Annotated in this window: 24 protein-coding genes and 2 riboswitches; of the genes, 17 read left to right on the top strand and 7 right to left on the bottom strand. The window is 71.7% G+C overall.

Annotated features, from left to right (window positions below; genetic code table 11):
• Positions 1-95: 95 nt before the first annotated feature.
• Genes ACZ4E1_RS19430 through ACZ4E1_RS19405 form a run of 6 tightly spaced genes read left to right on the top strand, consistent with a single transcriptional unit; the run spans position 96 to position 5,079 of the window.
• Entirely contained in the window at positions 96-1,016 is a 921-nt protein-coding gene (locus tag ACZ4E1_RS19430) for an ABC transporter ATP-binding protein (protein WP_467540665.1), read from the top strand.
• On the top strand, positions 1,013-1,783 hold the full coding sequence (locus ACZ4E1_RS19425; protein ID WP_467540663.1) for an ABC transporter permease: 771 nt from the start codon (positions 1,013-1,015) through the stop codon (positions 1,781-1,783). The genes ACZ4E1_RS19430 and ACZ4E1_RS19425 overlap by 4 nt, the downstream gene beginning before the upstream one ends.
• A 35-nt stretch (positions 1,784-1,818) precedes the next feature.
• A complete protein-coding gene (locus ACZ4E1_RS19420; RefSeq protein ID WP_467540661.1) occupies positions 1,819-3,114 on the top strand; it encodes a sensor histidine kinase in 1,296 nt (431 codons plus the stop codon).
• The gene (locus ACZ4E1_RS19415) at positions 3,104-3,763 is read left to right on the top strand and encodes a response regulator (protein ID WP_467540658.1); all 660 of its coding nucleotides are present in this window, start codon (positions 3,104-3,106) and stop codon (positions 3,761-3,763) included. The genes ACZ4E1_RS19420 and ACZ4E1_RS19415 overlap by 11 nt, the downstream gene beginning before the upstream one ends.
• 33 nt (positions 3,764-3,796) lie before the next feature.
• Complete coding sequence (locus ACZ4E1_RS19410; RefSeq protein ID WP_467540656.1) at positions 3,797-4,663, top strand: AraC family transcriptional regulator; 867 nt, start codon at positions 3,797-3,799, stop codon at positions 4,661-4,663.
• A complete protein-coding gene (locus ACZ4E1_RS19405; RefSeq protein WP_467540654.1) occupies positions 4,660-5,079 on the top strand; it encodes a VOC family protein in 420 nt (139 codons plus the stop codon). The genes ACZ4E1_RS19410 and ACZ4E1_RS19405 overlap by 4 nt, the downstream gene beginning before the upstream one ends.
• Positions 5,080-5,234: 155 nt before the next feature.
• Here ACZ4E1_RS19405 and glgX read toward each other — a convergent pair whose 3' ends face one another.
• Complete coding sequence (gene glgX / locus ACZ4E1_RS19400) at positions 5,235-7,466, bottom strand: glycogen debranching protein GlgX (RefSeq protein WP_467540652.1); 2,232 nt, start codon at positions 7,464-7,466, stop codon at positions 5,235-5,237.
• A gap of 103 nt (positions 7,467-7,569) precedes the next feature.
• Between glgX and ACZ4E1_RS19395 the strand changes: the two genes are divergently transcribed.
• The 9 genes from ACZ4E1_RS19395 (at position 7,570) to ACZ4E1_RS19355 (ending at position 16,250) form a co-directional block, all read left to right on the top strand.
• Entirely contained in the window at positions 7,570-8,769 is a 1,200-nt protein-coding gene (locus ACZ4E1_RS19395) for a L,D-transpeptidase (RefSeq protein WP_467540650.1), read from the top strand.
• Positions 8,770-8,947: 178 nt separating this feature from the next.
• The gene (locus ACZ4E1_RS19390) at positions 8,948-10,147 is read left to right on the top strand and encodes a L,D-transpeptidase (protein ID WP_467540648.1); all 1,200 of its coding nucleotides are present in this window, start codon (positions 8,948-8,950) and stop codon (positions 10,145-10,147) included.
• 143 nt (positions 10,148-10,290) lie between these two features.
• On the top strand, positions 10,291-11,058 hold the full coding sequence (locus ACZ4E1_RS19385) for an enoyl-CoA hydratase/isomerase family protein (RefSeq protein ID WP_467540646.1): 768 nt from the start codon (positions 10,291-10,293) through the stop codon (positions 11,056-11,058).
• Between the two features lie 295 nt (positions 11,059-11,353).
• The gene (locus ACZ4E1_RS19380; protein ID WP_467540644.1) at positions 11,354-11,857 is read left to right on the top strand and encodes an ATP-binding protein; all 504 of its coding nucleotides are present in this window, start codon (positions 11,354-11,356) and stop codon (positions 11,855-11,857) included.
• A gap of 315 nt (positions 11,858-12,172) precedes the next feature.
• Complete coding sequence (locus ACZ4E1_RS19375) at positions 12,173-12,955, top strand: polysaccharide deacetylase family protein (RefSeq protein WP_467540643.1); 783 nt, start codon at positions 12,173-12,175, stop codon at positions 12,953-12,955.
• Complete coding sequence (locus ACZ4E1_RS19370) at positions 12,952-14,169, top strand: YncE family protein (protein WP_467540642.1); 1,218 nt, start codon at positions 12,952-12,954, stop codon at positions 14,167-14,169. The genes ACZ4E1_RS19375 and ACZ4E1_RS19370 overlap by 4 nt, the downstream gene beginning before the upstream one ends.
• Positions 14,170-14,233: 64 nt before the next feature.
• A complete protein-coding gene (locus ACZ4E1_RS19365) occupies positions 14,234-15,148 on the top strand; it encodes a helix-turn-helix domain-containing protein (RefSeq protein WP_467540640.1) in 915 nt (304 codons plus the stop codon).
• A 72-nt stretch (positions 15,149-15,220) separates the two neighbouring features.
• Positions 15,221-15,436, top strand: a complete 216-nt coding sequence (locus ACZ4E1_RS19360) for an EF-hand domain-containing protein (protein WP_399130377.1) — start codon at positions 15,221-15,223, stop codon at positions 15,434-15,436.
• Positions 15,437-15,587: 151 nt separating this feature from the next.
• A complete protein-coding gene (locus ACZ4E1_RS19355) occupies positions 15,588-16,250 on the top strand; it encodes an NADPH-dependent F420 reductase (RefSeq protein ID WP_467540637.1) in 663 nt (220 codons plus the stop codon).
• A gap of 25 nt (positions 16,251-16,275) precedes the next feature.
• Here ACZ4E1_RS19355 and ACZ4E1_RS19350 read toward each other — a convergent pair whose 3' ends face one another.
• Entirely contained in the window at positions 16,276-16,827 is a 552-nt protein-coding gene (locus ACZ4E1_RS19350; RefSeq protein ID WP_467540635.1) for a glycoside hydrolase family 25 protein, read from the bottom strand.
• Positions 16,828-16,951: 124 nt separating this feature from the next.
• Between ACZ4E1_RS19350 and ACZ4E1_RS19345 the strand changes: the two genes are divergently transcribed.
• On the top strand, positions 16,952-17,296 hold the full coding sequence (locus tag ACZ4E1_RS19345; RefSeq protein ID WP_467540633.1) for a DoxX family protein: 345 nt from the start codon (positions 16,952-16,954) through the stop codon (positions 17,294-17,296).
• Between the two features lie 11 nt (positions 17,297-17,307).
• On the opposite strand, the gene ACZ4E1_RS19340 is transcribed toward ACZ4E1_RS19345, so the two are convergent.
• The gene (locus tag ACZ4E1_RS19340) at positions 17,308-18,291 is read right to left on the bottom strand and encodes a LuxR family transcriptional regulator (RefSeq protein ID WP_467540631.1); all 984 of its coding nucleotides are present in this window, start codon (positions 18,289-18,291) and stop codon (positions 17,308-17,310) included.
• A gap of 198 nt (positions 18,292-18,489) precedes the next feature.
• On the opposite strand from ACZ4E1_RS19340, the gene ACZ4E1_RS19335 reads away from it, so the two are divergent.
• Complete coding sequence (locus ACZ4E1_RS19335; RefSeq protein WP_467540722.1) at positions 18,490-19,842, top strand: aminopeptidase P family protein; 1,353 nt, start codon at positions 18,490-18,492, stop codon at positions 19,840-19,842.
• A gap of 76 nt (positions 19,843-19,918) precedes the next feature.
• Here the strand turns inward: ACZ4E1_RS19335 and ACZ4E1_RS19330 are convergent, their stop codons facing one another.
• The 4 genes from ACZ4E1_RS19330 to gcvT form a co-directional block, all read right to left on the bottom strand.
• Positions 19,919-21,289: an L-serine ammonia-lyase gene (locus ACZ4E1_RS19330; RefSeq protein WP_467540629.1), complete on the bottom strand. Its 1,371-nt coding sequence runs from the start codon at positions 21,287-21,289 to the stop codon at positions 19,919-19,921.
• Between the two features lie 180 nt (positions 21,290-21,469).
• Entirely contained in the window at positions 21,470-22,726 is a 1,257-nt protein-coding gene (gene glyA / locus ACZ4E1_RS19325; RefSeq protein ID WP_467540627.1) for a serine hydroxymethyltransferase, read from the bottom strand.
• A gap of 6 nt (positions 22,727-22,732) precedes the next feature.
• A complete protein-coding gene (gene gcvH / locus ACZ4E1_RS19320) occupies positions 22,733-23,110 on the bottom strand; it encodes a glycine cleavage system protein GcvH (protein WP_467540625.1) in 378 nt (125 codons plus the stop codon).
• A gap of 56 nt (positions 23,111-23,166) precedes the next feature.
• A complete protein-coding gene (gene gcvT, locus ACZ4E1_RS19315) occupies positions 23,167-24,282 on the bottom strand; it encodes a glycine cleavage system aminomethyltransferase GcvT (RefSeq protein ID WP_467540623.1) in 1,116 nt (371 codons plus the stop codon).
• Positions 24,283-24,333: 51 nt separating this feature from the next.
• Positions 24,334-24,435: riboswitch (glycine riboswitch) on the bottom strand.
• Positions 24,436-24,527, bottom strand: a riboswitch (glycine riboswitch).

The raw sequence follows: 24,527 nt of genomic DNA, 5'->3' as shown, positions 1-24,527 counted from the left end.
CCCCCGGAGTCGTACCCGTATCAACCGATCGGCTGATGCGAGCCCGAGCGCGATGGCCGATACCGGGCCCGGCCCCCGAGCGGGACGCTGAAGCCATGACGAACACCAGTGCACCACTCATCGAGGTCGCGGGGCTGCGCAAGACGTACGCCGGCCGGGCCGTCGTCGACGGTGTCTCGTTCGGCGTCCAGGAGGGGGAGATCTTCGGCGTCCTCGGACCGAACGGCGCCGGCAAGACCACCACCGTCGAGTGCGTGGAAGGCCTGCGCACCCCCGACGCGGGCACCGTCCGGGTCGCCGGCCTCGACCCCGTACGCGACCACGAGCAGGTCACCCGCATCCTCGGCGCCCAGCTCCAGGAGAGCGAGATCCAGCCGAAGCTCACCGTGCGCGAGGCCCTGGAGCTGTACGCCTCCTTCTACCCCGACCCGCTGGACTGGCGCCCGCTGGCCGAGCGGCTGCGGCTCACCGACAAGCTCGGCACCCGCTTCGCCAAGCTCAGCGGCGGCCAGAAACAGCGCCTGTTCATCGCGCTCGCCCTCGTCGGCAACCCCCGCGTCGTCGTCCTCGACGAACTCACCACCGGGCTCGACCCGCGCTCGCGCCGCGACACCTGGCAGCTCATCGAGGACGTCCGCGACAGCGGCGTGACCGTCCTGCTCGTCACGCACTTCATGGAGGAGGCCCAGCGCCTCTGCGACCGGATCGCGGTCATCGACCAGGGCCGGGTCGCCGCGCTCGACACCCCCGACGGACTGATCCGGCAGGCCGCCGGAGCCATCGTCATCTCCTTCACCCCCTCCGACCCGCTCGACGAGCGCGACCTCGCGGCCCTGCCCGCCCTCGCCTCCGTCGACCGCAAGGACGGCCGCATCACCCTCACCGGCGGCGAGACGACCGTCGACGCGCTCCTCACCCTGCTCGCCCGGCAGCACGTCACCGCCCACCAACTCCGGGTCTCCGACGCCACGTTGGACGACGCGTTCCTCGACCTGACAGGAGCCGGCCAGTCATGAGCACCGTCACCCTCGCCGCCCCGGCGAAGACCGCCCGCCGCGCCGTCCTCACCGCCGAGTTCCGCCTCTTCCTGCGCGAGCCCGGCAGCCTCGTCGGCATCCTTCTCTTCCCCGTCGCCCTCCTCGTGATCCTCGGCTCCATCCCGGCCTTCCGCGAGCCCGACGACGGCCTCGGCGGCATCCGGCTCGTCGACGCCTACGTCCCCGTCACCGTGCTGCTCGGCATGATCGCGGGCGGCCTGCAGTCGATGCCGCCGATCCTCACCGGCTACCGCGAGCGCGGCATCCTGCGCCGCATGTCGACGACCCCCGTACGACCCTCCGCGCTGCTCGGCGCCCAGATGGGCATCCACGGCGCCGCCGTCCTCGTCTCCGCCGCGCTCTGCCTCGCCGTCGGCCGCCTCGCCTTCGACGTGGCGCTGCCCCGCCAGCTCTTCGGCTACCTGCTGGCCCTCGTGCTCGCCGTGGCCGTCGCCCTCGCCCTCGGCGCCGTCGTCTGCGCCCGCGCCGGTACCACGAAGATCTCGACGGCCATCGGCACCGTCGTGTTCTTCCCGTCCATGTTCACCGCGGGCGTCTGGCTGCCGGTGCAGTCGATGCCGGACGCGCTGGCGCACATCGTCGAGCTGACCCCGTTCGGCGCCGCCGCGCAGGCCCTCAATCAGGCCGCGGCCGGCGACTGGCCCGGCACCGTCCACCTGCTCGTCGTCGCCGCCTGGGCGGTGGCCCTGTCCGCCGCGGCCGCCCGCTGGTTCCGCTGGGAGTGACGATGTCGCAGGCCCCCTGGGGGCAGACTGACGGCGTGATCAACGGACCCGCGCGCGAGCGCACCGCCGCCGAACTCGCCGACGCCGTCGCCACCGCCGAGGACCCCTGGCGCGTCGTGCACCGCTACGGCGCGTACGTCCTGCTCGCCATCGGCACCGTACTGATCGCCGCCACCTCCGACGTCATCGGAATGGACCGCACCCAGTGGTGGATCTGCGGCAGCCTCATCGCCACCGCGCTCGCGCTCCAGCTGTGGTGGACGCGAGCGGAACCGGCCGTCCCACGCCCGTCCGCCGTCAGCGCGCTCTTCTACTGGGCGCGCTGGGCGATCGGCTTCGTCGTCGCGCTCATCAACCCGTTCTTCGCCTTCTTCGCGGCCGTCGGCTACTACGACGCCGACCGGCTGCTGCCGCGCCGTCAGCAGAAGCCCGGCATCCTCGCCTCGGTGATCATCGTGGCGGGCGCCCAGAGCGGCGGCCTGCCGCCCCGCGGACCGCTCGGCTGGGCCGTCTTCGGCGCGCTGATCGTCGCCAACATGGCCTTCGTCGTCATCACCGGGCACCTCCAGGAGAAGGAGCAGGAGCGCGCCCGCGTCCAGGTCCGCACCATCCACGAACTCGCCCGGACCAACGCGGCGCTCCAGCAGGCCCTCGACGAGAACGCCGCCCTGCACGCCCAACTCCTGCTCCAGGCACGGGAGGCGGGGGTCGCCGACGAGCGCCGCAGGCTCGCCGCCGAGATCCACGACACCATCGCCCAGGGCCTGACCGGCATCATCGCCCAGCTCCAGGTCGTCGCCGGCGCCCCGACCCTCGCCGTCGCCCGCGAACACCTCGACCGCGCCAGCGACCTGGCCCGGCACAGCCTCGGCGAGGCCCGCCGCTCCGTCCACAACCTCGCCCCCGCCGCCCTCGCCGACGCCACCCTCCCCGAGGCGCTCAAGAAGACCGTCGCCGACTGGGGCGCCCGCACCGGGGTGCGCGCCGAGTTCACCCTCACCGGCACCGCCCAGCCACTGCACGAGGAGATCGAGGCCACCCTCCTGCGCATCACCGAGGAGGCCCTCTCCAACGCGGCCCGGCACGCGCACGCCGGCCGGCTCGGCGTCACCCTCTCCTTCATGGCCGGCGAGGTCACCCTCGACGTCCGCGACGACGGCCGCGGCTTCGACCCCCTCGCCCTGCCCGCCCGCACCGGCACCGGCGGATTCGGCCTCGACGGCATGCGCGCCCGCGCCGAACGCCTCGCCGGAGACGTGACCGTCGAGTCCGAGCCGGGCGGCGGCACGGCGATCTCCGCTCGCGTACCTTTGGTGCCCCATGACCAGTGAAGCCCCCGGCGGCGCCGCCCCGATCAGCCTCCTCATCGTCGACGACCACCCTGTCGTACGGAACGGCCTGCGCGGCATGTTCGAGTCCGCCCCCGGCTTCACCGTCCTCGGCGAGGCCGCCGACGGCGTCGAGGGCGTCGCCCGCGCCGTCGAACTCGACCCCGACGTCGTGCTCATGGACCTGCGCATGCCCGGCGGCGGGGGAGTCGACGCGATCAGGGAACTGACCCGCCGCGGCGCCCGCGCCCGGGTCCTCGTCCTGACCACCTACGACACCGACTCCGACACCCTCCCCGCGATCGAGGCCGGCGCCACCGGCTACCTCCTCAAGGACGCCCCGCGCGAGGAACTCTTCACCGCCGTCCGCGCCGCCGCCGCGGGCCGCACCGTCCTGTCGCCCGCGGTCGCGTCCCGCCTGGTCACCGCCGTACGCACCCCGGCCGCCCCCGCCGACGACACCCTCTCCACCCGCGAACGCGAGGTCCTCCTCCTGGTCTCCAAGGGCACCTCCAACAAGGAGATCGCCCGCGAGCTGTTCATCAGCGAGGCCACCGTGAAGACCCATCTCACCCACATCTACGCCAAGTTGGGCGTCAAGGACCGCGCGGCGGCGGTCGCCGTGGCGTACGACCGAAAAATTCTCGGTTAGCCGACCCGGCGGGTCCGTCCCCATACTGGAACCATGAGCGGCGGCTCCCAGGAGTTCGTGCGCGCGACGCCACGGCCCGGCGGCCCGATCGTCTCGGCGGTCGGCTACCGCAGCGAGGGGCAGCGGCCCGCGCTGCACCGCGGGCTGCCCTCCCCGTACCTGACCGTGATCTTCTCGCTCGACGGGCCCGTCGTCGGCGGTGCCACCCCCGAGCAGGCCACCGGTGCGGACGCCCTGCGCACCGACATCGTCGTGGGCGGTCTGCACCAGGCCCCCGCCTACATCGCCCAGCCCGCGCACGAGGCCGGAATCCAGCTCGCCCTGCACCCGCTCGCCGCCCGCGCCGTGCTCGGCGTCCCCGCCGCCGAGCTGTCCGGGGCGATCGTCACCGAGGGCACCGACGTGTTCGGGCCCGCCGCCGCCCGGGTCCGCGACCGGCTCCACGAGCTGCCCGCCTGGGCCGACCGCTTCGCCTGCCTCGCCGCGTACCTGCGCCCCGACGACGACCCCTTCGCCGGCGTCCGCCCCGAGGTCGCCGAGGCCTGGGCCTGGCTCGCCCGGCAGCGCGGCGTCGGCACCCTGCCCGGGCTCGCCGCGCACGTCGCCCTCAGTGAGCGCCGGCTCACCACCCTCTTCCGCGCCGAGACCGGCCTCAGCCCCGGGCAGGCCGCCCGCCTCATGCGCTTCCAGCACGCCAAGGCCGCCGTCGTCCGCGCCGTCGCCCGCGGCGCCCCGCCCGACCTCGCCCGCGTCGCCGCCGAGCACGGCTACGCCGACCACTCCCACCTCGTCCGCGCGTTCCACCGCTACACGGGCCTGAGCCCGACCGCGTGGCTCGCGGAGGAGTGCCGGAACATCCAAGCCGGGGGGCACCTCAACGGCGAAGAATCGGACCCATGAACACGACACGGAACACCCCTCCGCCCACCGTCTGGCCCACCCTCCAGGCCGACGACGCACCCGCCCTGATCGACTTCCTCGTCGGCACGGTCGGATTCCTGCGCACCGCCGTGTACGAGGACGGCGACCGCGTCGCCCACGCGCAGCTCGACTGGCCGGAGGGCGGCGGGATCATGCTCGGCTCCGCCAAACCGGTGGACGACGAGGCGGGCAACTGGAGCCTGCGGCCGGGCTCGTTCGGCTGCTATGTCGTCACGGCGCGGGTCGACGAACTGTACGGGCGGCTCGTCGACGCGGGGGTCAAGATCCTCCGCGAGATCGAGGACCAGCCGTACGGGAGCCGGGAGTTCGCCATCCTCGATCCCGAGGGGAACAAGTGGTCCTTCGGCACGTATGCGGGCGAGCCGCGAGCCTGATCTGTTCGTCTGCGGGTGAGTGGGGGCTGGTCGCGCAGTTCCCCGCGCCCCTGAGATGCACACCCTTCGGGTGGCATCTCCCTGATGAGGCGCAGCCTCATCAGGGGCGCGGGGAACTGCGCGACCAGCCCCCACCGGAGTCGCGGACGAACGGGTTAGTCCACGACCCGGAGCAACAACACCGTGCGGGGCTCCACCGTCAGCTCGGCGCCACCGGCACACACAACCCCGGGCGAGACGACCCCCGCCTCCACCCCCGTGTCGACCAGCACCTCATACCGCCGCCCCCACGGCTCACCCGGCAGCACCCAGGACACCGCCCCCTCACCCGCGTGGAGCAGCACCAGGAAACTCTCGTCCCGCACGGCGTGCCCCCGCGCATCCCGCCCGGGAAGATCGCCGCCCGACAAGTACATGCCCAACGTGGACGCGGGCGCGAACCAGTCCCGCTCCGTCATCTCCTCGCCCCGCACCGTGAACCAGGCCAGATCCCGCAACCCGTCCTGGGCCCGCGCCCGCCCCGAGAAGAACGCCCGCCGCCGCAGCACCGGATGCGCGTGCCGCAGCGCGATCAGCCGCGCCGCGAGCTCGCACAGCGCCCGCCACTCCGGCTCCTCCAGCAGGCTCCAGTCGACCCAGCCGGTCTCGTTGTCCTGGCAGTACGCGTTGTTGTTGCCGCCCTGGGTCCGCCCGAACTCGTCCCCGGCGACCAGCATCGGCACCCCCGTGGACAGCAGCAGTGTGGTGAGCAGGTTCCGCAACTGCCGCCGCCGCAGGGCCCGTACGCCGGGATCGTCGGTCTCGCCCTCGACCCCGCAGTTCCAGGCCCGGTTGTCGTCCGTCCCGTCCCGGTTGCCCTCCCCGTTCGCCTCGTTGTGCTTGCGTTCGTACGACACGAGGTCGCGCAGGGTGAAACCGTCGTGCGCGGTGACGAAGTTGACCGAGGCGTACGGGCGTCGGCCGCCCCACGCGTACAGGTCGCTCGACCCCGAGAGCCGGTACCCGAGATCCCGCACGTCGGGCAGCGCGCCCCGCCAGAAGTCCCGTACGGCGTTGCGGTAGCGGTCGTTCCACTCCGTCCACAGGGGTGGGAAGGCACCCACCTGATAGCCGCCCGAGCCCACGTCCCACGGCTCCGCGATCAGCTTCACGCGGCGCAGCACCGGGTCCTGCGCGATGACCGCGAGAAAGGGCGACAGCATGTCGACGTCGTGCATCGAGCGGGCCAGCGCCGCCGCGAGGTCGAAGCGGAAGCCGTCGACGCCCATCTCGGTCACCCAGTACCGCAGGGAGTCGGTGATCAGCCGGAGCACGTGCGGCTGGACGACGTGCAGCGTGTTGCCGCAGCCCGTGTAGTCGGCGTAGCGGCGGGCGTCGTCCTGGAGGCGGTAGTAGCCGCGGTTGTCGATGCCCTTCAGGGACAGGGTCGGGCCGAGCTCGCCCGCCTCCGCCGTGTGGTTGTAGACGACGTCGAGGATCACCTCGATGCCCGCGTCGTGCAGTGCCCGCACCATCCGCCGGAACTCGCCGACCTGCTGCCCGCCGGTGCCGGTGGCCGCGTACCCGGCGTGCGGGGCGAAGTAGCCGATCGAGTTGTAGCCCCAGTGGTTGCGCAGTCCGCGCCGCAGCAGATGGTCCTCGTGCGCGAACTGGTGCACCGGCAGCAGCTCCACGGCCGTCACCCCGAGCCGCACCAGATGCTCGATCGCCGCCGGGTGCGCGAGCCCCGCGTACGTGCCCCGCAGCTCCTCGGGGACGCCCGGGTGCCGGCGCGTGAAGCCGCGCACGTGCAGTTCGTAGATGACGGTGTCGGCCCAGGGCGTCTTCGGCCGGCGGTCGTCCGCCCACAGGTCGTCGGGCCCGTCGTCGTGCACGACGACCCCCTTGGGCACGTACGGCGCCGAGTCCCGTTCGTCGCGCACGGTGTCCGCGACATGCTGCTCGGGCCAGTCCCGTACGTGTCCGTAGACCGCGGCGGGCAGCGTGAACTCCCCGTCCACGGCCCGGGCGTACGGGTCGAGGAGCAGCTTCGCCGGGTTCCAGCGGGCGCCGGTCCACGGGTCCCAGCGGCCGTGCACCCGGAACCCGTAGCGCTGTCCCGGCAGTACGCCGGGCACGAAGCCGTGCCAGATCTCGTGCGTCGACTCGGCCAGCGGGGAGCGCCGTTCGCGGCCCTCGGCGTCGAACAGGCACAGCTCGACGGACTCGGCGCCGCCCGCCCACAGCGCGAAGTTGGTGCCGGCGACGCCGTCCGGGCCGACCCGGTGGCGGGCGCCGAGCGGCGCGGGCGTGCCCGGCCACATCGGTTCCACCGGCGGGGTCCGCCCGCGCGTTCTCCCGTACGGTGCCGGGGCGGGCACCGCCTCCTGCTCGGCTGCGCTCGACACCGGTCGGCCTCCCGCGGCTCGTGGGGCTCTCCAGTTGTTCTGCCCAGAGCCTCCGGGATCGCACGCACGTTTCCCCGGCGGGGTGCCCGTCGTTGGGGCTGGCGTGAGAACAGCTGTGAGGCGCGCGCGGCGCGTAGGGGCGGCCCTGGCCGCCGTACTGATCTTCGCCGGATGCGACGCGGTGGACGAGGAGCTCGGCAAGCCGCGCTCGCCCGAGGACCTGATCCGGGTGTCGCCGGACGACGCGAAGCGGGGGGTGAGCACGCGGGAAGCGCTCCGCGTGGAGGTTCCCGAAGGCCATCTGCAGTCGGTGAAGGTGGTGCGGACGCGGGACGCCCAGGAGGAGCCGGTGCCGGGCCGGCTCGAGGACGACGGCCGGACCTGGCGGCCGACCGGCCCCGGCGACGGCCGGCTCGCCCTCGCCGCCAAGTACACGGTCGACGCGGTCGCCGTCGACGACGAGGGACGCCGCTCGGCCCGGCACACCACGTTCACGACGGCCGTCCCCGACGAGCGGTTCATCGGCTACGTGACGCCCGAGAACCGCGCCACGGTCGGCACCGGCATGATCGTGAAGCTGGAGTTCAACCGGGAGATCGAGAACCGCGCGGCCGTCGAGAAGGCCGTGTCCGTGACCGCCCGCCCGGCGGTCGAGGTCGCCCCGCACTGGTTCGGGAAGACCCGGCTCGACTTCCGCCCCGAGAAGTACTGGAAGCCCGGCACCGAGGTCACCGTCGCGCTCGACCTGCGGGACGTGGAGGGCGCCCGCGGCGTCTACGGGCTGCAGCGCAAGACGTTCTCGTTCACCGTCGGCCGCAGCCAGGTCAGCCTCGTCGACGCGAAGCGCCACACGATGGAGGTGCGCCGGGACGGGGAGCTCCTCGACACCCTGCCCATCACGGCGGGGGCACCGCGCTCGACGACGTACAACGGGAAGATGGTGGTCTCCGAGATGCTCGAGGTCACCCGTATGAACAGCCGCACCGTCGGCTTCGGCGGCGAGTACGACATCCCCGACGTGCCGCACGCGATCCGGCTCACCGACTCCGGCACCTTCCTGCACGGCAACTACTGGTCCCAGGGCGTCTTCGGGTCGAGCAACGTCAGCCACGGGTGCGTCGGACTGCGGGACGTGAAGGGCGGCAGCGCGCTGACCCCGGCCGGCTGGTTCTTCGACCGCACACTCGTCGGGGACGTCGTCGAGGTGCGCGGCAGCGCCGACAAACAGGTGGCGCCGGACAACGGTCTGGGCGGCTGGAACCTGGGCTGGTCCAAGTGGAAGGCGGGTTCCGCGCGTTCATAGGCGGGCCGCGCCGGGAAAAAAGCGGGGGAGGGGTGCCGCGGGGCCGGTTGGGACGGAACGGTGACATAACACGGGGATCCGTTTCCGCAGGTCGTGTGGTTATCTTTCGCAGTGCGCGCGCGGACGCGCGGGGAGTGCGGGCCTTGAGACCGAGGCCGTGCGAGGGGAGAACAGAATCTTGAACGGGCGACGACCGATATCGGCGGCTCTGCTGGGGGCGGCGCTGCTGCTGGTCACCGCGTGCGGTGGTGGAGGCGGTTCGGACGCGGGTAGCGACGGCAAGGGCAAGGGCGGCAAGGCGGCCGAGGCGAACAAGCCGTCGGAGGCCGTCGTCACCGTCGCGCCGAAGGACGGCGCGGGCGACGTGGCCACGAGCGGCGCGCTGAAGGTGACGGCGGACAAGGGCCGGCTGTCCCAGGTCGAGGTCGAGGACAGCAAGGGCAACCCGGTCCAGGGCGCGATCACCGACGGCGGCACGACCTGGACGCCGGCGCACCACCTGGCCGCGTCGACCAAGTACAAGGTCCACGCGGTGGCGAAGGACTCGGCGGGCCGTGAGTCGGCGAAGGACTCGTCGTTCACGACGCTGACCCCGCAGAACACGTTCGTCGGCACGTTCACGCCGGAGGACGGTTCCAAGGTCGGCGTCGGCATGCCGTTCTCGGTGCGCTTCACGCGGGGCATCACGCACCCCGAGGACGTGGAGAAGGCCATCTCGATCAAGACCGAGCCGGCCGTCGACGTCGAGGGCCACTGGTTCGGCAACGACCGGCTCGACTTCCGTCCCGAGAAGTACTGGGCGGCGGGCACGAAGGTCACCGTGAAGATGAACCTGGACGGCGTCGAGGGCCGCGACGGGGTCTACGGCAAGCAGGTGCGGACCGTGAAGTTCACGATCGGCCGCAGCCAGGTCTCCACGGTCGACGCGAAGAAGCACATGATGACCGTCGAGCGCGACGGCAAGGTCATCAAGAAGATCCCGGTCACCACGGGCAAGCCCGGCTACGACACGTGGAACGGGCAGATGGTCATCAGCGAGCGGCTCCGGGTGACCCGGATGAACGGTGACACGGTCGGCTACGGCGGCGAGTACGACATCAAGGACGTCCCGCACGCCATGCGCCTGACCAACTCCGGCACGTTCATCCACGGCAACTACTGGGGCGGCGGCACGTTCGGCAACGTCAACTCCAGCCACGGCTGTGTGGGCCTGGCCGATGTGCGCGGCGGCTACGACAAGAAGGTCTCGGCGGCCTGGTTCTTCGACCGCTCCATGGTCGGCGACGTGGTGGTCGTCAAGAACTCCCACGACCAGACGGTGGCCCCTGACAACGGGTACAACGGCTGGAACCTGTCCTGGGCCGACTGGAAGAAGTGACCTTGAGGAGTCGGGGAAATGCGACCCGAAGGGTCTGCATTTCAGGGGCGCGGGGAACTGCGCGAGCAACCCCCACCGGGCGGACGGTCACGTGACGAAGGGCACCGCCCCCCACGGGGTGAACGCCCGCTAACCTGCGGAGCATGACCGTTCACCTCGAAGTAGCCGACGGCGTCGGGACCATCCGCCTCGACCGCCCCCCGATGAACGCCCTGGACATCGCGATCCAGGACCGCATCAAGGAACTCGCCGAAGAGGCCACGGCCCGGGACGACATCCGGGCCGTGGTGGTGCGCGGCAGCGAGAAGGTCTTCGCGGCCGGCGCCGACATCAAGGAGATGCAGGTGATGGACCACGCGGCGATGGTCGCGCGGTCCCGCGCCCTGCAGGACTCGTTCTCGGCGGTGGCCCGCATCCCGAAGCCCGTCGTCGCCGCGGTCACCGGCTACGCCCTGGGCGGCGGCTGCGAACTGGCGCTGTGTGCCGACTTCCGGATCGCCGCCGACAACGCCAAGCTGGGCCAGCCCGAGATCCTGCTCGGTCTGATCCCGGGCGCCGGCGGCACCCAGCGCCTGTCCCGTCTGGTCGGCCCCTCCAAGGCCAAGGACCTCATCTTCACGGGCCGTCAGGTGCGGGCCGACGAGGCGCTGACCATCGGCCTGGTGGACCGTGTCGTCCCGGCCGCCGAGGTCTTCGAGGCCGCGCACGCGTGGGCCGCGAAGCTGGCGCAGGGCCCGGCGATCGCGCTGCGCGCCGCGAAGGAGTGTGTCGACGCCGGTCTGGAGACGGACCTGGAGACGGGCCTCGCCATCGAACGCAACTGGTTCGCGGGCCTGTTCGCGACTCAGGACCGGGAGACCGGAATGCGCAGCTTCGTGGAGGAAGGTCCGGGCAAGGCCAAGTTCGCCTGACGGGCCGCCGGGGCGTCTGATGTACGGGGATCAACTCGCCTTCGGGCAAGCGGAGTTGATCTCCGTACCTCGTTGGAGCGCATGATCTCCGCCTTAAGGGAACCTTAAGCGGGCCTTGCTCCCATGGTGCTGATTCTGCCCCTTCCGAGGGTGTTTCCCCAGGTCAGGCGGGCTGTAGGCATACCTTAAGTGCCAACGGCATATGCCTGAGCGACCCACCGGAATGAGGCGTTCCGGGGGGCTTATTCAGCCGGAACGGCCCCATGACCGGCCACGGGAAGTCATCATGGGGGGCATGGCGGGGCTTGAGGGTGTCGAACAACCGCGGCGGAACGGGAGTACGACCGCCGCGCGCTGGTCTCCCGCGGTCGAGGACGAACACGCGCTGAAGGCGCTGGAGTTGTTCGGGAACCCGACCGAGGCGGAGGTGGCTCTGCCGTCCCGTCCGGAGTCCGCGGCGATCGCCCGCCGGCTCGCCCAGGTGGTGATCCTGCGTCAGTGGGGTCTGTCCCCGAAGCTGACCGAGGACGCGGTCCTGCTCGTCTCCGAACTCGTGGGGAACGCGGTCCGGCACACCGGCGCCCGCGCCTTCGGACTGCGCATGCTGCGCCGCCGCGGCTGGGTCCGGGTGGAGGTGCGCGACCCCTCGCGCGGGCTGCCCTGCCTGATGCCGGTGCGCCCGCTGGACCTCTCGGGCCGCGGCCTGTTCCTCGTCGACAAGCTCTCCGACCGCTGGGGCGTGGACCTGCTGCCCCGCGGCAAGACGACCTGGTTCGAGATGCGCGTCGCCGACCGCTGACACGTGATCCGGCGGCCGGTGCCCCCGGACGCACGAAAGCCCCCGTTCTCGCCGTCGTGCGGCGCCGCGGGGGCTTTCGTGTGGTGCGCCGCGAACAGAAGGGGTGGCGTTCGCGGCGTCGAAGACGACCGGCCCGGGTCAATGGAGGTCGTGCCACCGAGGATGGCACAGGGCGCCCGGAACGACCAAATGAATCATTGGTGACATCACGTGTCAGCCTCGTAAATAAAGAAAAATTACACCCGGCATCCAGTATTCATTAAGGCCCCCGGGTCGGTAGAAGGCTTTTGTGTCGGTTCCCCCTTAAATGGGCGGGTGACCAAGGCCGAACCGATCCGTCGCCGCTCCGCGCTGCGCCTCGGCGCCGGGCTCACCGCCGCCCTCGCCACCGGCTGCGCGGCCGACGAGCACCCCGCCGCCAGCCCGGCGCCCAAGGCCCACCCCGCCCGCCCCGCGGAGTCCGCCCGCGCCGCCCCCGCCCCGCACCGCTTCCCCGGACAGCCCGCCCAGCTCACCCACGGACCCCGCGACCGCGACCGGGTCGCCCTCACCTTCCACGGCCAGGGCGACCCGAAGATCGCGGACGCGGTGCTGAAAGAGGCCGAGAAGGCCGGCGCCCACGTCACCGTCCTCGCCGTCGGCACCTGGCTCGACCAGCACCCCGACATGGCCCGGCGCATCCTCGACGCCGGCCACGACCTCGGCAACCACACCCTCCACCACCAGGGCATCAACACCATGTCCGAGGCCGACGCCTACGCCGAGATCACCGGCTGCGCCGACCGCCTGCGCCGGCTCACCGGCTCCATCGGCACCTGGTTCCGCCCCTCGCGCACCCCGACCGCGAGCCCGCTCGTCGTCCGCCTCGCCCAGCGGGCCGGCTACCCGCACGTCCTCTCGTACGACGTCGACTCGCTCGACTTCACCTCGCCCGGCGCCGACGCCGTCGTCCAGAACGTCACCTCGACCGTGCGCCCCGGCTCGGTCGTCAGCCTGCACTTCGGATACGCGGACACCGTCGCCGCGCTCCCGCCCCTCCTGGACCACCTCTCCCGTCGCGGCCTGGCCGCGGTGACCTGCACGGAGCTGCTCACGTGAACACCCACCCCGCCCGCCGGACCACCACCCGCCGCACCGGCGTCCTGCTCGCCGCCGCCGTGACGGCCGCCCTCACCGCCCTGTCCGGCTGCGGCAGCGAGAAGCCCGCGCACGACGCGACCCAGGGCGCGATCAAGCCCGTGAAGCCCGCGCAGCCGGTGAAGCCCGCCGTCCCCGAGGTCGACGGACTGCCCGGCATGCCGCCCGTCCTCGACCCGAAGGACGTCTACGCAGCCGACCGGCCGAACAAGCTGTCCCCGGTGGTCAAGGACTTCCCGTCCCGGGTCTACGTGCCCAACACCGAGTCCGACACCGTCTCCGTCATCGACCCGAAGACGTACAAGATCGTCGAGACGATCAAGGTCGGGCGCCAGCCCCAGCACGTCGTGCCGTCCTGGGACCTCAAGACCCTCTGGGTCAACAACGACAAGGGCAACACCCTCACCCCCATCGACCCGAAGACCGGCAAGGCCGGCGACACGGTCGACGTGCACGACCCGTACAACCTCTACTTCACGCCCGACGGGAAGCACGCCGTCGTCATGGCCTCCCTCGACCGGCAGCTGGTCTTCCGCGACCCCCACACCATGAAGATCCAGCACAGCGAGCCCGTCAGCTGCTACGGCGTCAACCACGCCGACTTCTCGCTCGACGGCCGCTACTTCATCGTCTCCTGCGAGTTCAGCGGCGAACTCCTCAAGGTCGACACCGCGAAGATGAAGGTCGTCCAGCAGCAGAAACTCCCCTTCCACGGAGCCATGCCGCAGGACGTCAAGATGTCGCCCGACGGCAAGAAGTTCTACATCGCCGACATGGAGGCCGACGGCATGTGGGTCCTCGACGGCGACAAGTTCACCAAGCCGACGCTCCTGCCCACCGGCAAGGGCACCCACGGCCTCTACGTCAGCCGCGACTCCAAGGAGATGTACGTCTCCAACCGCGGCGAAGGCACCATCTCCGTCTTCGACTTCGCCGAGAACAAGCTCACCAAGAAGTGGCGCCTCCCGCAGGGCGGCAGCCCCGACATGGGCGGCGTCTCCGCCGACGGCAAGGTCCTGTGGCTCTCCGGCCGCTACGACGCCGAGGTCTACGCCATCGACACCCGCACCGGCAAGCAGCTCGCCCGCATCCCCGTCGGCTCCGGCCCGCACGGCCTCGCCGTCTACCCGCAGCCGGGCCGCTACTCCCTCGGACACACCGGCGTCTTCCGCTGACCCGCGCACCCCGTGGCATCGTGGGCTTGAGTCTCCACCCACTGGAAGGCCCAGACTCCCCGGCATGACCGACGACGGCCCGCACCTGCTCACCATCGGCGCCCTGGCACGCCGCACCGGACTCACCGTGCGCACCATCCGCTACTGGTCCGACGAGGGCGTCCTGCACCCCGTGACCCGCAGCGACGGCGGCTACCGGCTCTACGACGCCGAGTCCGTGGCCCGGCTCGAACTGATCCGCACCCTGCGCGAACTGGGCCTCGGGCTCGCCGACGTACGGCACGTGGTCGGCGGCGAGAAGGACATCGCGTCCGTCGCCGCCGCCCACGTGGCGGCGCTGGACGCCCAGATCCGGGCCCTCAGGCTCAACCGTGCGGTGCTGTCGACGGTCGCGAAACGCAACTCGACCGCCGAGGAGACGGCCCTCATGAACAAGCTCGCACGGCTCTCCGCCGCCGAACGCAAACACATCATCGACGACTTCATGGAGCAGACCTTCGGCGGCCTGGACACCGCCGACCCCGACATCCGCACCCGCCTGCGCGTCATGGTCCCCGACCTGCCCGACGATCCCACGAGCGCCCAGGTCGACGCCTGGGTCGAGCTCGCCGAACTCATGCAGGACCAGGACTTCCGCGCCCACATGCGCGGCATGATCGAGTTCAACGCCGCCGACCGCGGCCCCGACATCACCCCCGGCAGCTCCCTGTGGTTCATGAGCCGCCTCGTCCAGCTCGCCGGCGAGAGCCTGGAGCGCGGCATCGACCCCGCGTCCCCCCAGGCCGACGAGGTGCTGCGGGGCCTGCTGGGCGACGCCGACCGCGCCGAGGTGCTGGCCCGCCTCGAAGCCGCGGCCAACGAGGACGTCGCCCGGTTCCGCGATCTCGTCTCCCTCGTACGGGGCCTCGAGACCCTGCCCCGGCACGAGGCGGAGTTCGCCTGGGTACTCGCCGCACTGCGCGCGCACGGCGCCCGATAATCTGGGCCCCGTCAATCCGGTGCCGCGCCCGAGCGGCGCGGCACAGCAGTACGTAGACGAGGGGTGGTCCCGGTGGCGGACATCGAGGCGGCACGCAAGGCGTTCGAGCGGTTCGACGCGGACGGCGACGGCTTCATCACGGCGGCCGAGTACAAGAGCGCCATGGCGCAGATGGGCGACTTCCACGTCACGGAGTCGGTGGCCGAGGCCCTCATCGCCAAGCAGGACGCCAACGGGGACAAGGTCCTGTCCTTCGACGAGTTCTGGGCCAACCTCAACAAGGCCTGAGCGCCGACCCGACCACGCCGCGTCCGCCGGGCACCGCCCCGCCGGACGCGGCGTCGTCGTTTCTCCCCGGCCTGTACGGAATAGACGACCTCGCCCGCAGGTTGTCGCCGAAAAGCATGCACGTGCATGAATTCCGGAGGGCAGGATCATCATGAAGATCGGCATCATCGGCGCGGGCAACATCGGCGGCAACCTCACGCGGCGCTTCTCCGCCGCCGGGCACGACGTGCACGTCGCCAACTCGCGCGGCCCGCACACCCTCGGCGCGCTCGCCGAGGAGACCGGGGCGACCGCCGCGACCATCGAGGACGCCGTGCGGGACGCGCAGGTCGTCGTCGTCACCATCCCGCTGAAGGCCGTGCCCGCGCTCCCCGACGGGCTGCTCGACAGCGCGGCGGACGACGTCACCGTCATCGACACCGGCAACTACTACCCGCAGCAGCGCGACGGGAAGATCACCGGGATCGAGGACGAGGGCCTCACCGAGAGCCGCTGGACCGAGCGGCAGCTCGGCCACGACGTGGTCAAGGTGTTCAACGGGACGTACGCCCAGGACCTCATCGACAAGGCCCGCCCGGCCGGCGACCCGGAGCGCGTGGCCCTGCCGATCGCCGGCGACGACCAGGCGGCCAAGCGCGTCGTCACCGGGCTCCTCGACGAGATCGGCTTCGACGCCGTGGACGCCGGCGGCCAGGACGAGTCCTGGCGCCAGCAGCCCGGCACCCCCGTCTACGGCCTCGCCGCCGACGCCGCCGCCGTCCGCAAGGCACTCGACGCGGCGACCCCGGAGCGCACCGCGGAGTGGCGCGCCTGAGCCCCTCCCTGCTCCCGACGCCTCGTCAGGGCGTGGCCCACTCGCGCAGCGCCGCCTTGCTCGCGAAGTCGGCCACGTTCTTGTCGAGCGGCGAGTCCGTGTACTGGTGGAAGCGCCACCTGGCCCGGATGCGCGGCTTCCCGGCGGTCACGTAGTCGGCGATCCAGAGCGCGTCGCCCGCGTAGGACGTCGTGTCCACGTTCAGCCAGAAATGCCTGTTCGTGTAGAGCGCCACCCTGTGATGCGGGCGCAGCCGCTTCACCTCGCGGATGAAGCGGTCCTTCTCCGCGTTCGTCGCGTGCGTGCCGTCGCCGGTCGTCTCCCAGTCGACGGCCAGGATGTCGCCGGACCGCTCCGGCGCCTTGCTGACGAAGTACTCGGCCTGCGCCGCCAGGTTCCCCGGCCACAGGAAGTGGTAGAAGCCGACGACACAGCCGCCGTCGCGGGCCAGCTTCGTCTGGTGGGCGAGGCGCGGATTGACGTAACTGCGGCCCTCCGTCGCCTTGATGAAGACGAACGACAGACCGTCGGTGTCGAACGTGGACTGGTGCGAGCTGACATCGATTCCGCGCAGCATGCGAGGCCTCCGGTCGGTGGGGCGACGAGGTCGGACCTACATCGTTCCCGAACGGAGCACGGTTGATGTCACGTTCCGGGGCGCCCGTCCGTCCGTGTGGTGAAGCTTCGAACGGGAGATCACCATGTACGCGTTCTACGCCGCCGTCACCGTCCTCGGCGCGGCCCTCTTCGGCACGGCCGCCGTCGCCAACCTCTCCGGCCACGACTACCCCCGGCGGCAGGCCGACAAGTTGGGGGTGCCGCGGTCCTGGATCCCGCTGCTGGGAAGCGCGTTGGGGGCCGGGGCGCTCGGGCTGCTCGCCGGGTTCGTGGTGCCGGGGCTCGGGGTCGCCGCCGCCACCGGGCTCGTCCTCTACTTCGTGGGGGCGCTGGCCACGCACGTCCTGGCGGGGGACCGGGCGCTGGGCTTCTGGGCGTTGTGCTTCGCGCTCGCCGTCGCCGCGCTCGTGCTGCGGATCGTGATCTGAGGCGGTCGGCGTCAGAGCCAGCCCTGGCGCTGGGCCTGCAGCGCCAGTTGGAAGCGGTTCGCGGCGCCGAGTCGGGCCATCAGGACCTGGAGCCGGCGGAAGAGCGTGCGGCGGCTGATGCCCAGTTCGCGGGCCACGACCTCGTCGCTCGCCCCGCCCGCGAGCAGCCACAGCAGCCGCCGGTCCGCGGGCGGCAGACCCCCGGGCCGGGCCGTGCTGCCGTGGAAGGGCAGCGCCTGCTGCCACGCCTGCTCGAACAGCGCGACCAGCGCGGACAGCAGCCCGCACGGCTGCACGACCAGCATCGTGTTCAGCACGTCGGCCTCCTGGATCGACAGCGACACCAGGGCGTACGCGTCGTCGATGATCAGGAGCTTGACCGGCACCGACGGCAGCACCCGGGCCTGCTCGCCCGCGTTGATGCACGGCTCCACGGTCCGCTTGAAGTGGTCGGCGTGCTCCAGGGACTCGCGCGAGTACACGACCCGCTGCGTCACCCCGCGCGCCAGCGTGGCCAGCGCGTCCTCCGTCGCCGAGGGGATGGGCGAGTACGGGGGTGACTCGAACTGCCGGATCTGGTGCCGGGCCGACGCCCAGGCCAGGCGCATCCGGGGCCCGATCGCGTCGCCGGTCACGAGCTCGACGAGCTGGTCGTTGTAGGCGGCGAGCCGGCGCCGCCGGAACGCGTCGAAGGCGCCCGTGACCAGCGTGCGGGACTTCTCGACCTCCGCCGCCCGCTGCCGGGCCAGCACCTCCAGCCCCGCCGTCGGCGCCACCGGGGCCACCACCTCGCCGTCCGCCCCGGCCGCGCTCGCCAGACCGGCGTCGACCAGCTCCTCGTACGCCGCCGCGAGACCCGGCCCGTCCAGCCCGGCCGCCGCCGCGACCTCCTCCAACGGCGCGGGGGCCAGATCGAGCAGGGCCAGATAGACCCGGGCCGCCTCCGGGCCGACGCCCAGGAGCCGCAGGGCCGCACCGAGCTGCGCGTTCGTCATGCCCGCATTATGGACCGCCCCGACGGGCCCGATGGCCGATCCGTGCCAGTGGCAGCACCGGGCGCCACGGGCCCCGGCCGGGAGCTACGTTCGCCGGGCCGCCGGCACCCCGGCGGCGCCTCGACTCCCCGAAGGGCGGACACAGTGGGCCGGAAGAACGGCTTGTACACAGGGATCTCCGCGGAGCTGTCCGCGTCCATGCGCACCGGCTGGGCGGACACCGAGCGGCGCGACCTCACCGCGGACCCGCAGGCCCCGTACGCGGCCGTGCGCCGGTCCGAGCTCTCGGCACGCTTCCCGCACGAGCGGCTCGTGATCCCGTCCGGGAACCTGAAGGTCCGCTCGAACGACGACACCTACCCGTTCCGGCCCCACTCCGCCTACGTCCACATGACCGGCGACCAGGCCCGCGACGGCGCCCTCGTCCTCGAACCCCGCGCGGACGGCGGCCACGACGCCTACTGCTACCAGCTGCCCCGCGACAGCCGCACCGACGACGAGTTCTGGTCCGGCTACCACGCCGAACTGTGGACCGGCCGCCGCGCCTCCCTCGCCGAGGCCGAGCGCGTCCTCGGCCTGCCCTGCCGCGACGTGCGCACCGCCGCCGCCGACCTCGCCGCGGGCAACGGCGTCCCGACCCGCATCGTGCGCGGCGTCGACGCCGCCCTGGAGGCCGCCGTCGTCACCGACCCGGAGCGCGACGCCGCCCTCGAAGAGGCCCTCTCCGAGCTGCGCGCCGTCAAGGACGCCTGGGAGATCGGCGAGATGCGGGCCGTCGTCGACGCCACCGTCCGCGGCTTCACCGACGTCGTCTCCGAGCTGTCCCGCGCGATCGCGACCTCCGAGCGCTGGATCGAGGGCACGTTCTTCCGCCGCGCCCGCCTGGAGGGCAACGCCCTCGGCTACGGCACCATCGCCGCCGCCGGCGACCACGCCACGATCATGCACTGGACCGACAACGACGGCCCCGTCCGCCCCGGCGAGCTGCTGCTGCTCGACGCCGGCGTGGAGGGCCGCACCCTCTACACCGCCGACGTCACCCGCACCCTCCCGATCAGCGGCACGTTCAGCGCGATCCAGCGCACGGTCTACGACGCCGTGTACGCGGCGCAGGAAGCGGGCTTCGCGGCCGTCAAGCCGGGCGCCGCGTACCGCGACTTCCACGAGGCGGCCCAGCGGTACCTCGCCGAGCGGCTCGTCGACTGGGGCTTCATCGAGGGCCCCGCCGACCGCGCCTACGAGCTCGGACTCCAGCGCCGCTTCACGATGGCCGGCACCGGTCACATGCTCGGCCTGGACGTCCACGACTGCGCCCAGGCCCGCACCGAGGCGTACGTCGACGGCGTCCTCGAACCCGGCATGGTCCTGACCGTCGAACCGGGCCTCTACTTCCAGCCCGACGACCTGACCGTCCCCGAGCAGTGGCGCGGCATCGGCGTCCGCATCGAGGACGACCTCCTCGTCACCGCCGACGGCCACGAGAACCTGTCGGCCGACCTGCCGCGCTCGGCGGACGAGGTCGAGGAGTGGATGGCCCGCTTCGCGGGCTGACCCGGCATCTGGACATGAAGAAGGGCCCTGACCAGCATGAATACGCTGGTCAGGGCCCTTCTCGTGACCTACCGCGTCAGCATTCGATGATGTTGACGGCGAGGCCGCCGCGGGCGGTCTCCTTGTACTTGACGCTCATGTCGGCGCCGGTCTCCTTCATGGTCTTGATGACCTTGTCGAGGGAGACCTTGTGGCTGCCGTCGCCGCGCATGGCCATCTTCGCGGCGGTCACGGCCTTGACGGCGGCCATGCCGTTGCGCTCGATGCAGGGGATCTGGACGAGGCCGCCGACCGGGTCGCAGGTCAGGCCGAGGTTGTGCTCCATGCCGATCTCGGCCGCGTTCTCGACCTGCTCGGGGCTGCCGCCGAGGACCTCGGCGAGGGCACCGGCGGCCATGGAGCAGGCCGAGCCGACCTCGCCCTGGCAGCCGACCTCGGCGCCGGAGATCGAGGCGTTCTCCTTGAACAGCATGCCGATCGCGCCCGCGGCGAGCAGGAAGCGGACGACGCCTTCCTCGTCGGCGCCGGGCACGAAGTTCATGTAGTAGTGCAGGACCGCGGGGATGATGCCGGCCGCGCCGTTGGTGGGCGCGGTGACGACACGGCCACCGGCCGCGTTCTCCTCGTTCACGGCCATCGCGTAGAGAGTGATCCACTCCATGGCGTGGGCGAGGGGCTCGCCCTCGGCGCGCAGCTTGCGGGCGGACCCGGCGGCGCGGCGGCGGACCTTCAGGCCGCCCGGGAGGATGCCCTCGTGCGCCATGCCGCGCGAGACACAGGCCTGCATGACCCGCCAGATGTCCAGCAGCCCGGCGCGGATCTCGTCCTCGGTGCGCCAGGCCTTCTCGTTCTCCAGCATCAGGGCCGGGATCGACAGGCCCGTCTCCTGGGTCAGGCGCAGGAGCTCGTCGCCGGTGCGGAAGGGGTACTTCAGCGCGGTGTCGTCCGGCACGATCGGGTTCGCGCCCTCGACCGCGTCTTCGTCGATGACGAAGCCGCCACCCACCGAGTAGTACGTCTTGGACAGCAGCTCGGTGCCGTCGGCGTCGTGGGCCCACAGGGTCATGCCGTTGGCGTGGTACGGGAGGGCCTTGCGGCGGTGCAGGATCAGGTCGTCGTCGAAGGAGAACGCGATCTCGTGGGCGCCGAGGAGGTTGAGCCGCCCCGACTCCTTGATCGTCTCGACGCGTTCGTCGGCGTGCTCGACGTCGACGGTGCGGGGGGACTCGCCCTCCAGGCCGAGCAGGACGGCCTTGGGGGTGCCGTGGCCGTGGCCGGTCGCGCCCAGGGACCCGTACAGCTCGGCGCGTACGGAAGCGGTGTGGGCCAGCAGGCCCTCGTTCTTCAGGCGCCGGGCGAACATACGGGCGGCACGCATCGGGCCGACCGTGTGGGAGCTGGACGGGCCGATACCGACCGAGAACAGGTCGAAGACCGAGATGGCCACGGTGGGACTCCAATGGTGGGTGGTAGACGCCGTTGTCTGCCGGGGTGGTGCAGAGAAAGCGTGCGCAGGGGGACAGCGGTCGGGGCACCGAGCACGCTGGTGTCTGTCTTCCAGTGTCCAGTGTGCGCGGTGCCCCGAACGGACGTACCTACAGAAGGGTACGAAATTCCGGCGCGATCTTTACAGGCCGGGGTACAGCGGGTGCTTGTCGGCGAGCGCGGTGACGCGGGCCTTGAGCGCGGTGGCGTCGTAGGACGGCTTGAGGGCCTCGGCGATGACGTCGGCGACCTCGCGGAAGTCGTCGGCGTCGAAACCGCGGGTGGCCAGCGCCGGCGTACCGATGCGCAGACCCGAGGTGACCATCGGGGGGCGCGGGTCGTTCGGGACGGCGTTCCGGTTGACCGTGATGCCGACCTCGTGGAGGCGGTCCTCGGCCTGCTGCCCGTCCAGGTCACTGTCGCGCAGGTCGACGAGGACGAGGTGGACGTCGGTGCCGCCGGAGAGCACGTTCACGCCGTGCTTGCGGGCGTCCTCGGAGGTCAGACGCTCGGCGAGGATGCGGGCACCCTCGATCGTGCGCTGCTGGCGCTCCTTGAAGTCCTCGCTCGCCGCGACCTTGAAGGAGACCGCCTTCGCCGCGATCACGTGCTCCAGGGGACCGCCCTGGAAGCCCGGGAAGACGGACGAGTTGAGCTTCTTCGCGAAGTCCTTCTTGGCGAGGATGATGCCGCCGCGGGGGCCGCCGAGCGTCTTGTGCGTCGTGGACGTGACGACATCCGCGTACGGGACCGGGTTGGGGTGCAGCCCGGCGGCGACGAGGCCGGCGAAGTGGGCCATGTCGACCCACAGGAACGCCTCGACCTCGTCGGCGATGCGGCGGAACTCGGCGAAGTCCAGCTGACGCGGGTACGCCGACCAGCCGGCGATGATCACCTTCGGGCGGTGCTCCTTGGCCAGGCGCTCGACCTCGGCCATGTCGACCAGACCGGAGTCGTCGACGTGGTAGGCGACCACGTCGAACTGCTTGCCGGAGAAGTTCAGGCGCATGCCGTGGGTGAGGTGACCGCCGTGCGCCAGGTCCAGACCCAGGATCGTGTCGCCCGGCTTGGCCAGCGCGAACAGGGCCGCCTGGTTCGCCGAGGCGCCCGAGTGGGGCTGCACGTTGGCGTACTCGGCGCCGAACAGGTCCTTGACCCGGTCGATCGCGATCTGCTCGGTGACGTCCACGTGCTCGCAGCCGCCGTAGTAGCGGCGGCCCGGGTAGCCCTCGGCGTACTTGTTGGTGAGGACCGAGCCCTGGGCCTCCATGACGGCGACCGGAGCGAAGTTCTCCGACGCGATCATCTCCAGGGTCGACTGCTGACGCTTCAGCTCGGCGTCGACAGCGGCGGCGACATCCGGGTCGAGCTCGTGCAGGGACTGGTTCAGTACGGACATCAGGGGTCAGCTCCCGGAGAACTCGGTGTACTCGTCGGCGGTGAGCAGGTCGGACGGCTCCTCGGAGACGCGGACCTTGAACAGCCAGCCGCCCTCGAAGGGGGCCGAGTTCACCAGGGCCGGGTCGTCGACGACGTCCTGGTTGGCCGCGACGACCTCACCGGTGACGGGGGAGTACAGGTCGGAGACCGACTTGGTGGACTCCAGCTCGCCGCAGCTCTCGCCCGCGGTGACGGCGTCGCCGACCTCGGGGAGCTGGGCGAACACGATGTCACCGAGCGCGTTGGCCGCGTGCTCCGTGATACCGACCGTGGCGACGCCGTCCTCGACGGCCGACAGCCACTCGTGCTCCTTGCTGTAACGCAGCTGCTGGGGGTTGCTCATGGTGCGAATTCTCCTGTACGCGGGACGGTGCTGGTGACAGAGGGGGAGCGCGAGTATTACTTCTGGCGCTTGTAGAACGGCAGGGCCACGACCTCGTACGGCTCGTGCGTGCCGCGGATGTCGACGCCGACACCGGCCGTGCCGGGCTCGGCGTGCGCCGCGTCGACGTAGGCGATGGCGATCGGCTTGCCCAGCGTCGGGGACGGGGCGCCGGAGGTGACCTCGCCGACGACCTGGCCGTCGGCGACCACGGACATGCCGGCGCGCGGCACCCGGCGGCCCTCGGCGATCAGGCCGACGAGCTTGCGCGGCGGGTTCGCCTCGGCCTTCGCCGCGGCCTCCTTCAGCGCGTCGTGGCCGATGAAGTCGTCGCCGTGCGAGGTCTTCTCGAACTTCACGACGCGGCCCAGACCGGCGTCGAACGGCGTCAGCTCGGTGGTCAGCTCGTGCCCGTACAGCGGCATGCCCGCCTCCAGGCGCAGCGTGTCGCGGCAGGACAGACCGCACGGGACCAGGCCGTACGCGGCGCCCGCCTCGGTCAGCGCCTGCCACAGCTTCTCGGCGTCGGCCGGGGCGACGAAAAGCTCGAAGCCGTCCTCGCCGGTGTAGCCGGTGCGCGCGATGAGGGCCTCGACGCCGGCGACCGTGCCCGGCAGACCCGCGTAGTACTTGAGCCCGTCCAGGTCGGCGTCCGTGACGGACTTCACGATGGCGGGGGAGTTCGGGCCCTGCACCGCGATCAGCGCGTACGCGTCACGGTCGTCGCGGACCTCGGCGTCGAAGCCGGCGGCGCGCTCGACGAGGGCGTCCAGAACGATCTGGGCGTTGCCCGCGTTCGCGACCACCATGTACTCGGTCTCGCCCAGGCGGTAGACGATCAGGTCGTCGAGGATGCCGCCGTCCTCGCGGCAGATCATCGTGTAGCGGGCGCGGCCGACACCGACCGAGCCGATGTTGCCGACGAGCGCGCGGTTGAGCAGGTCGACGGCCTCGGGGCCCGTGACCGTGATCTCGCCCATGTGGGAGAGGTCGAACAGGCCGGCCGCGGTGCGCACCGCGTTGTGCTCGTCACGCTCGCTGGCGTACCGCAGCGGCATGTCCCAGCCGGCGAAGTCGGTCATGGTGGCGCCCAGCGAACGGTGCAGGGCGTCGAGGGCGGTGGTACGGGTCATGGCGGGTGCTCCCGGGCGTGACGGCGATGGCAGAGAGATCTCCGAAGGAGGTCCTCCCCATCTGTCATCGGAACCTGAGAGGTTCGCCCCGAGGGGCTTGCACCTTGGGTGGGACCGCCGTACGTGAGAAGGCGGCCCGCTTTTCAGATCTGCCTCGCCCGCGCGGTACGGGGCCTGAGAGATTCAAGGGAGGAACTTGCTCCTTCGGCGTCCGGGGCGACCCGGAACTCTCCCGCGCGGATTCA

The sequence above is a fragment of the Streptomyces sp. NPDC025806 genome (assembly GCF_055558275.1).
Note: the sequence above shows the minus strand (reverse complement) of the source record. Positions and strands in the feature narration are given on the sequence as shown.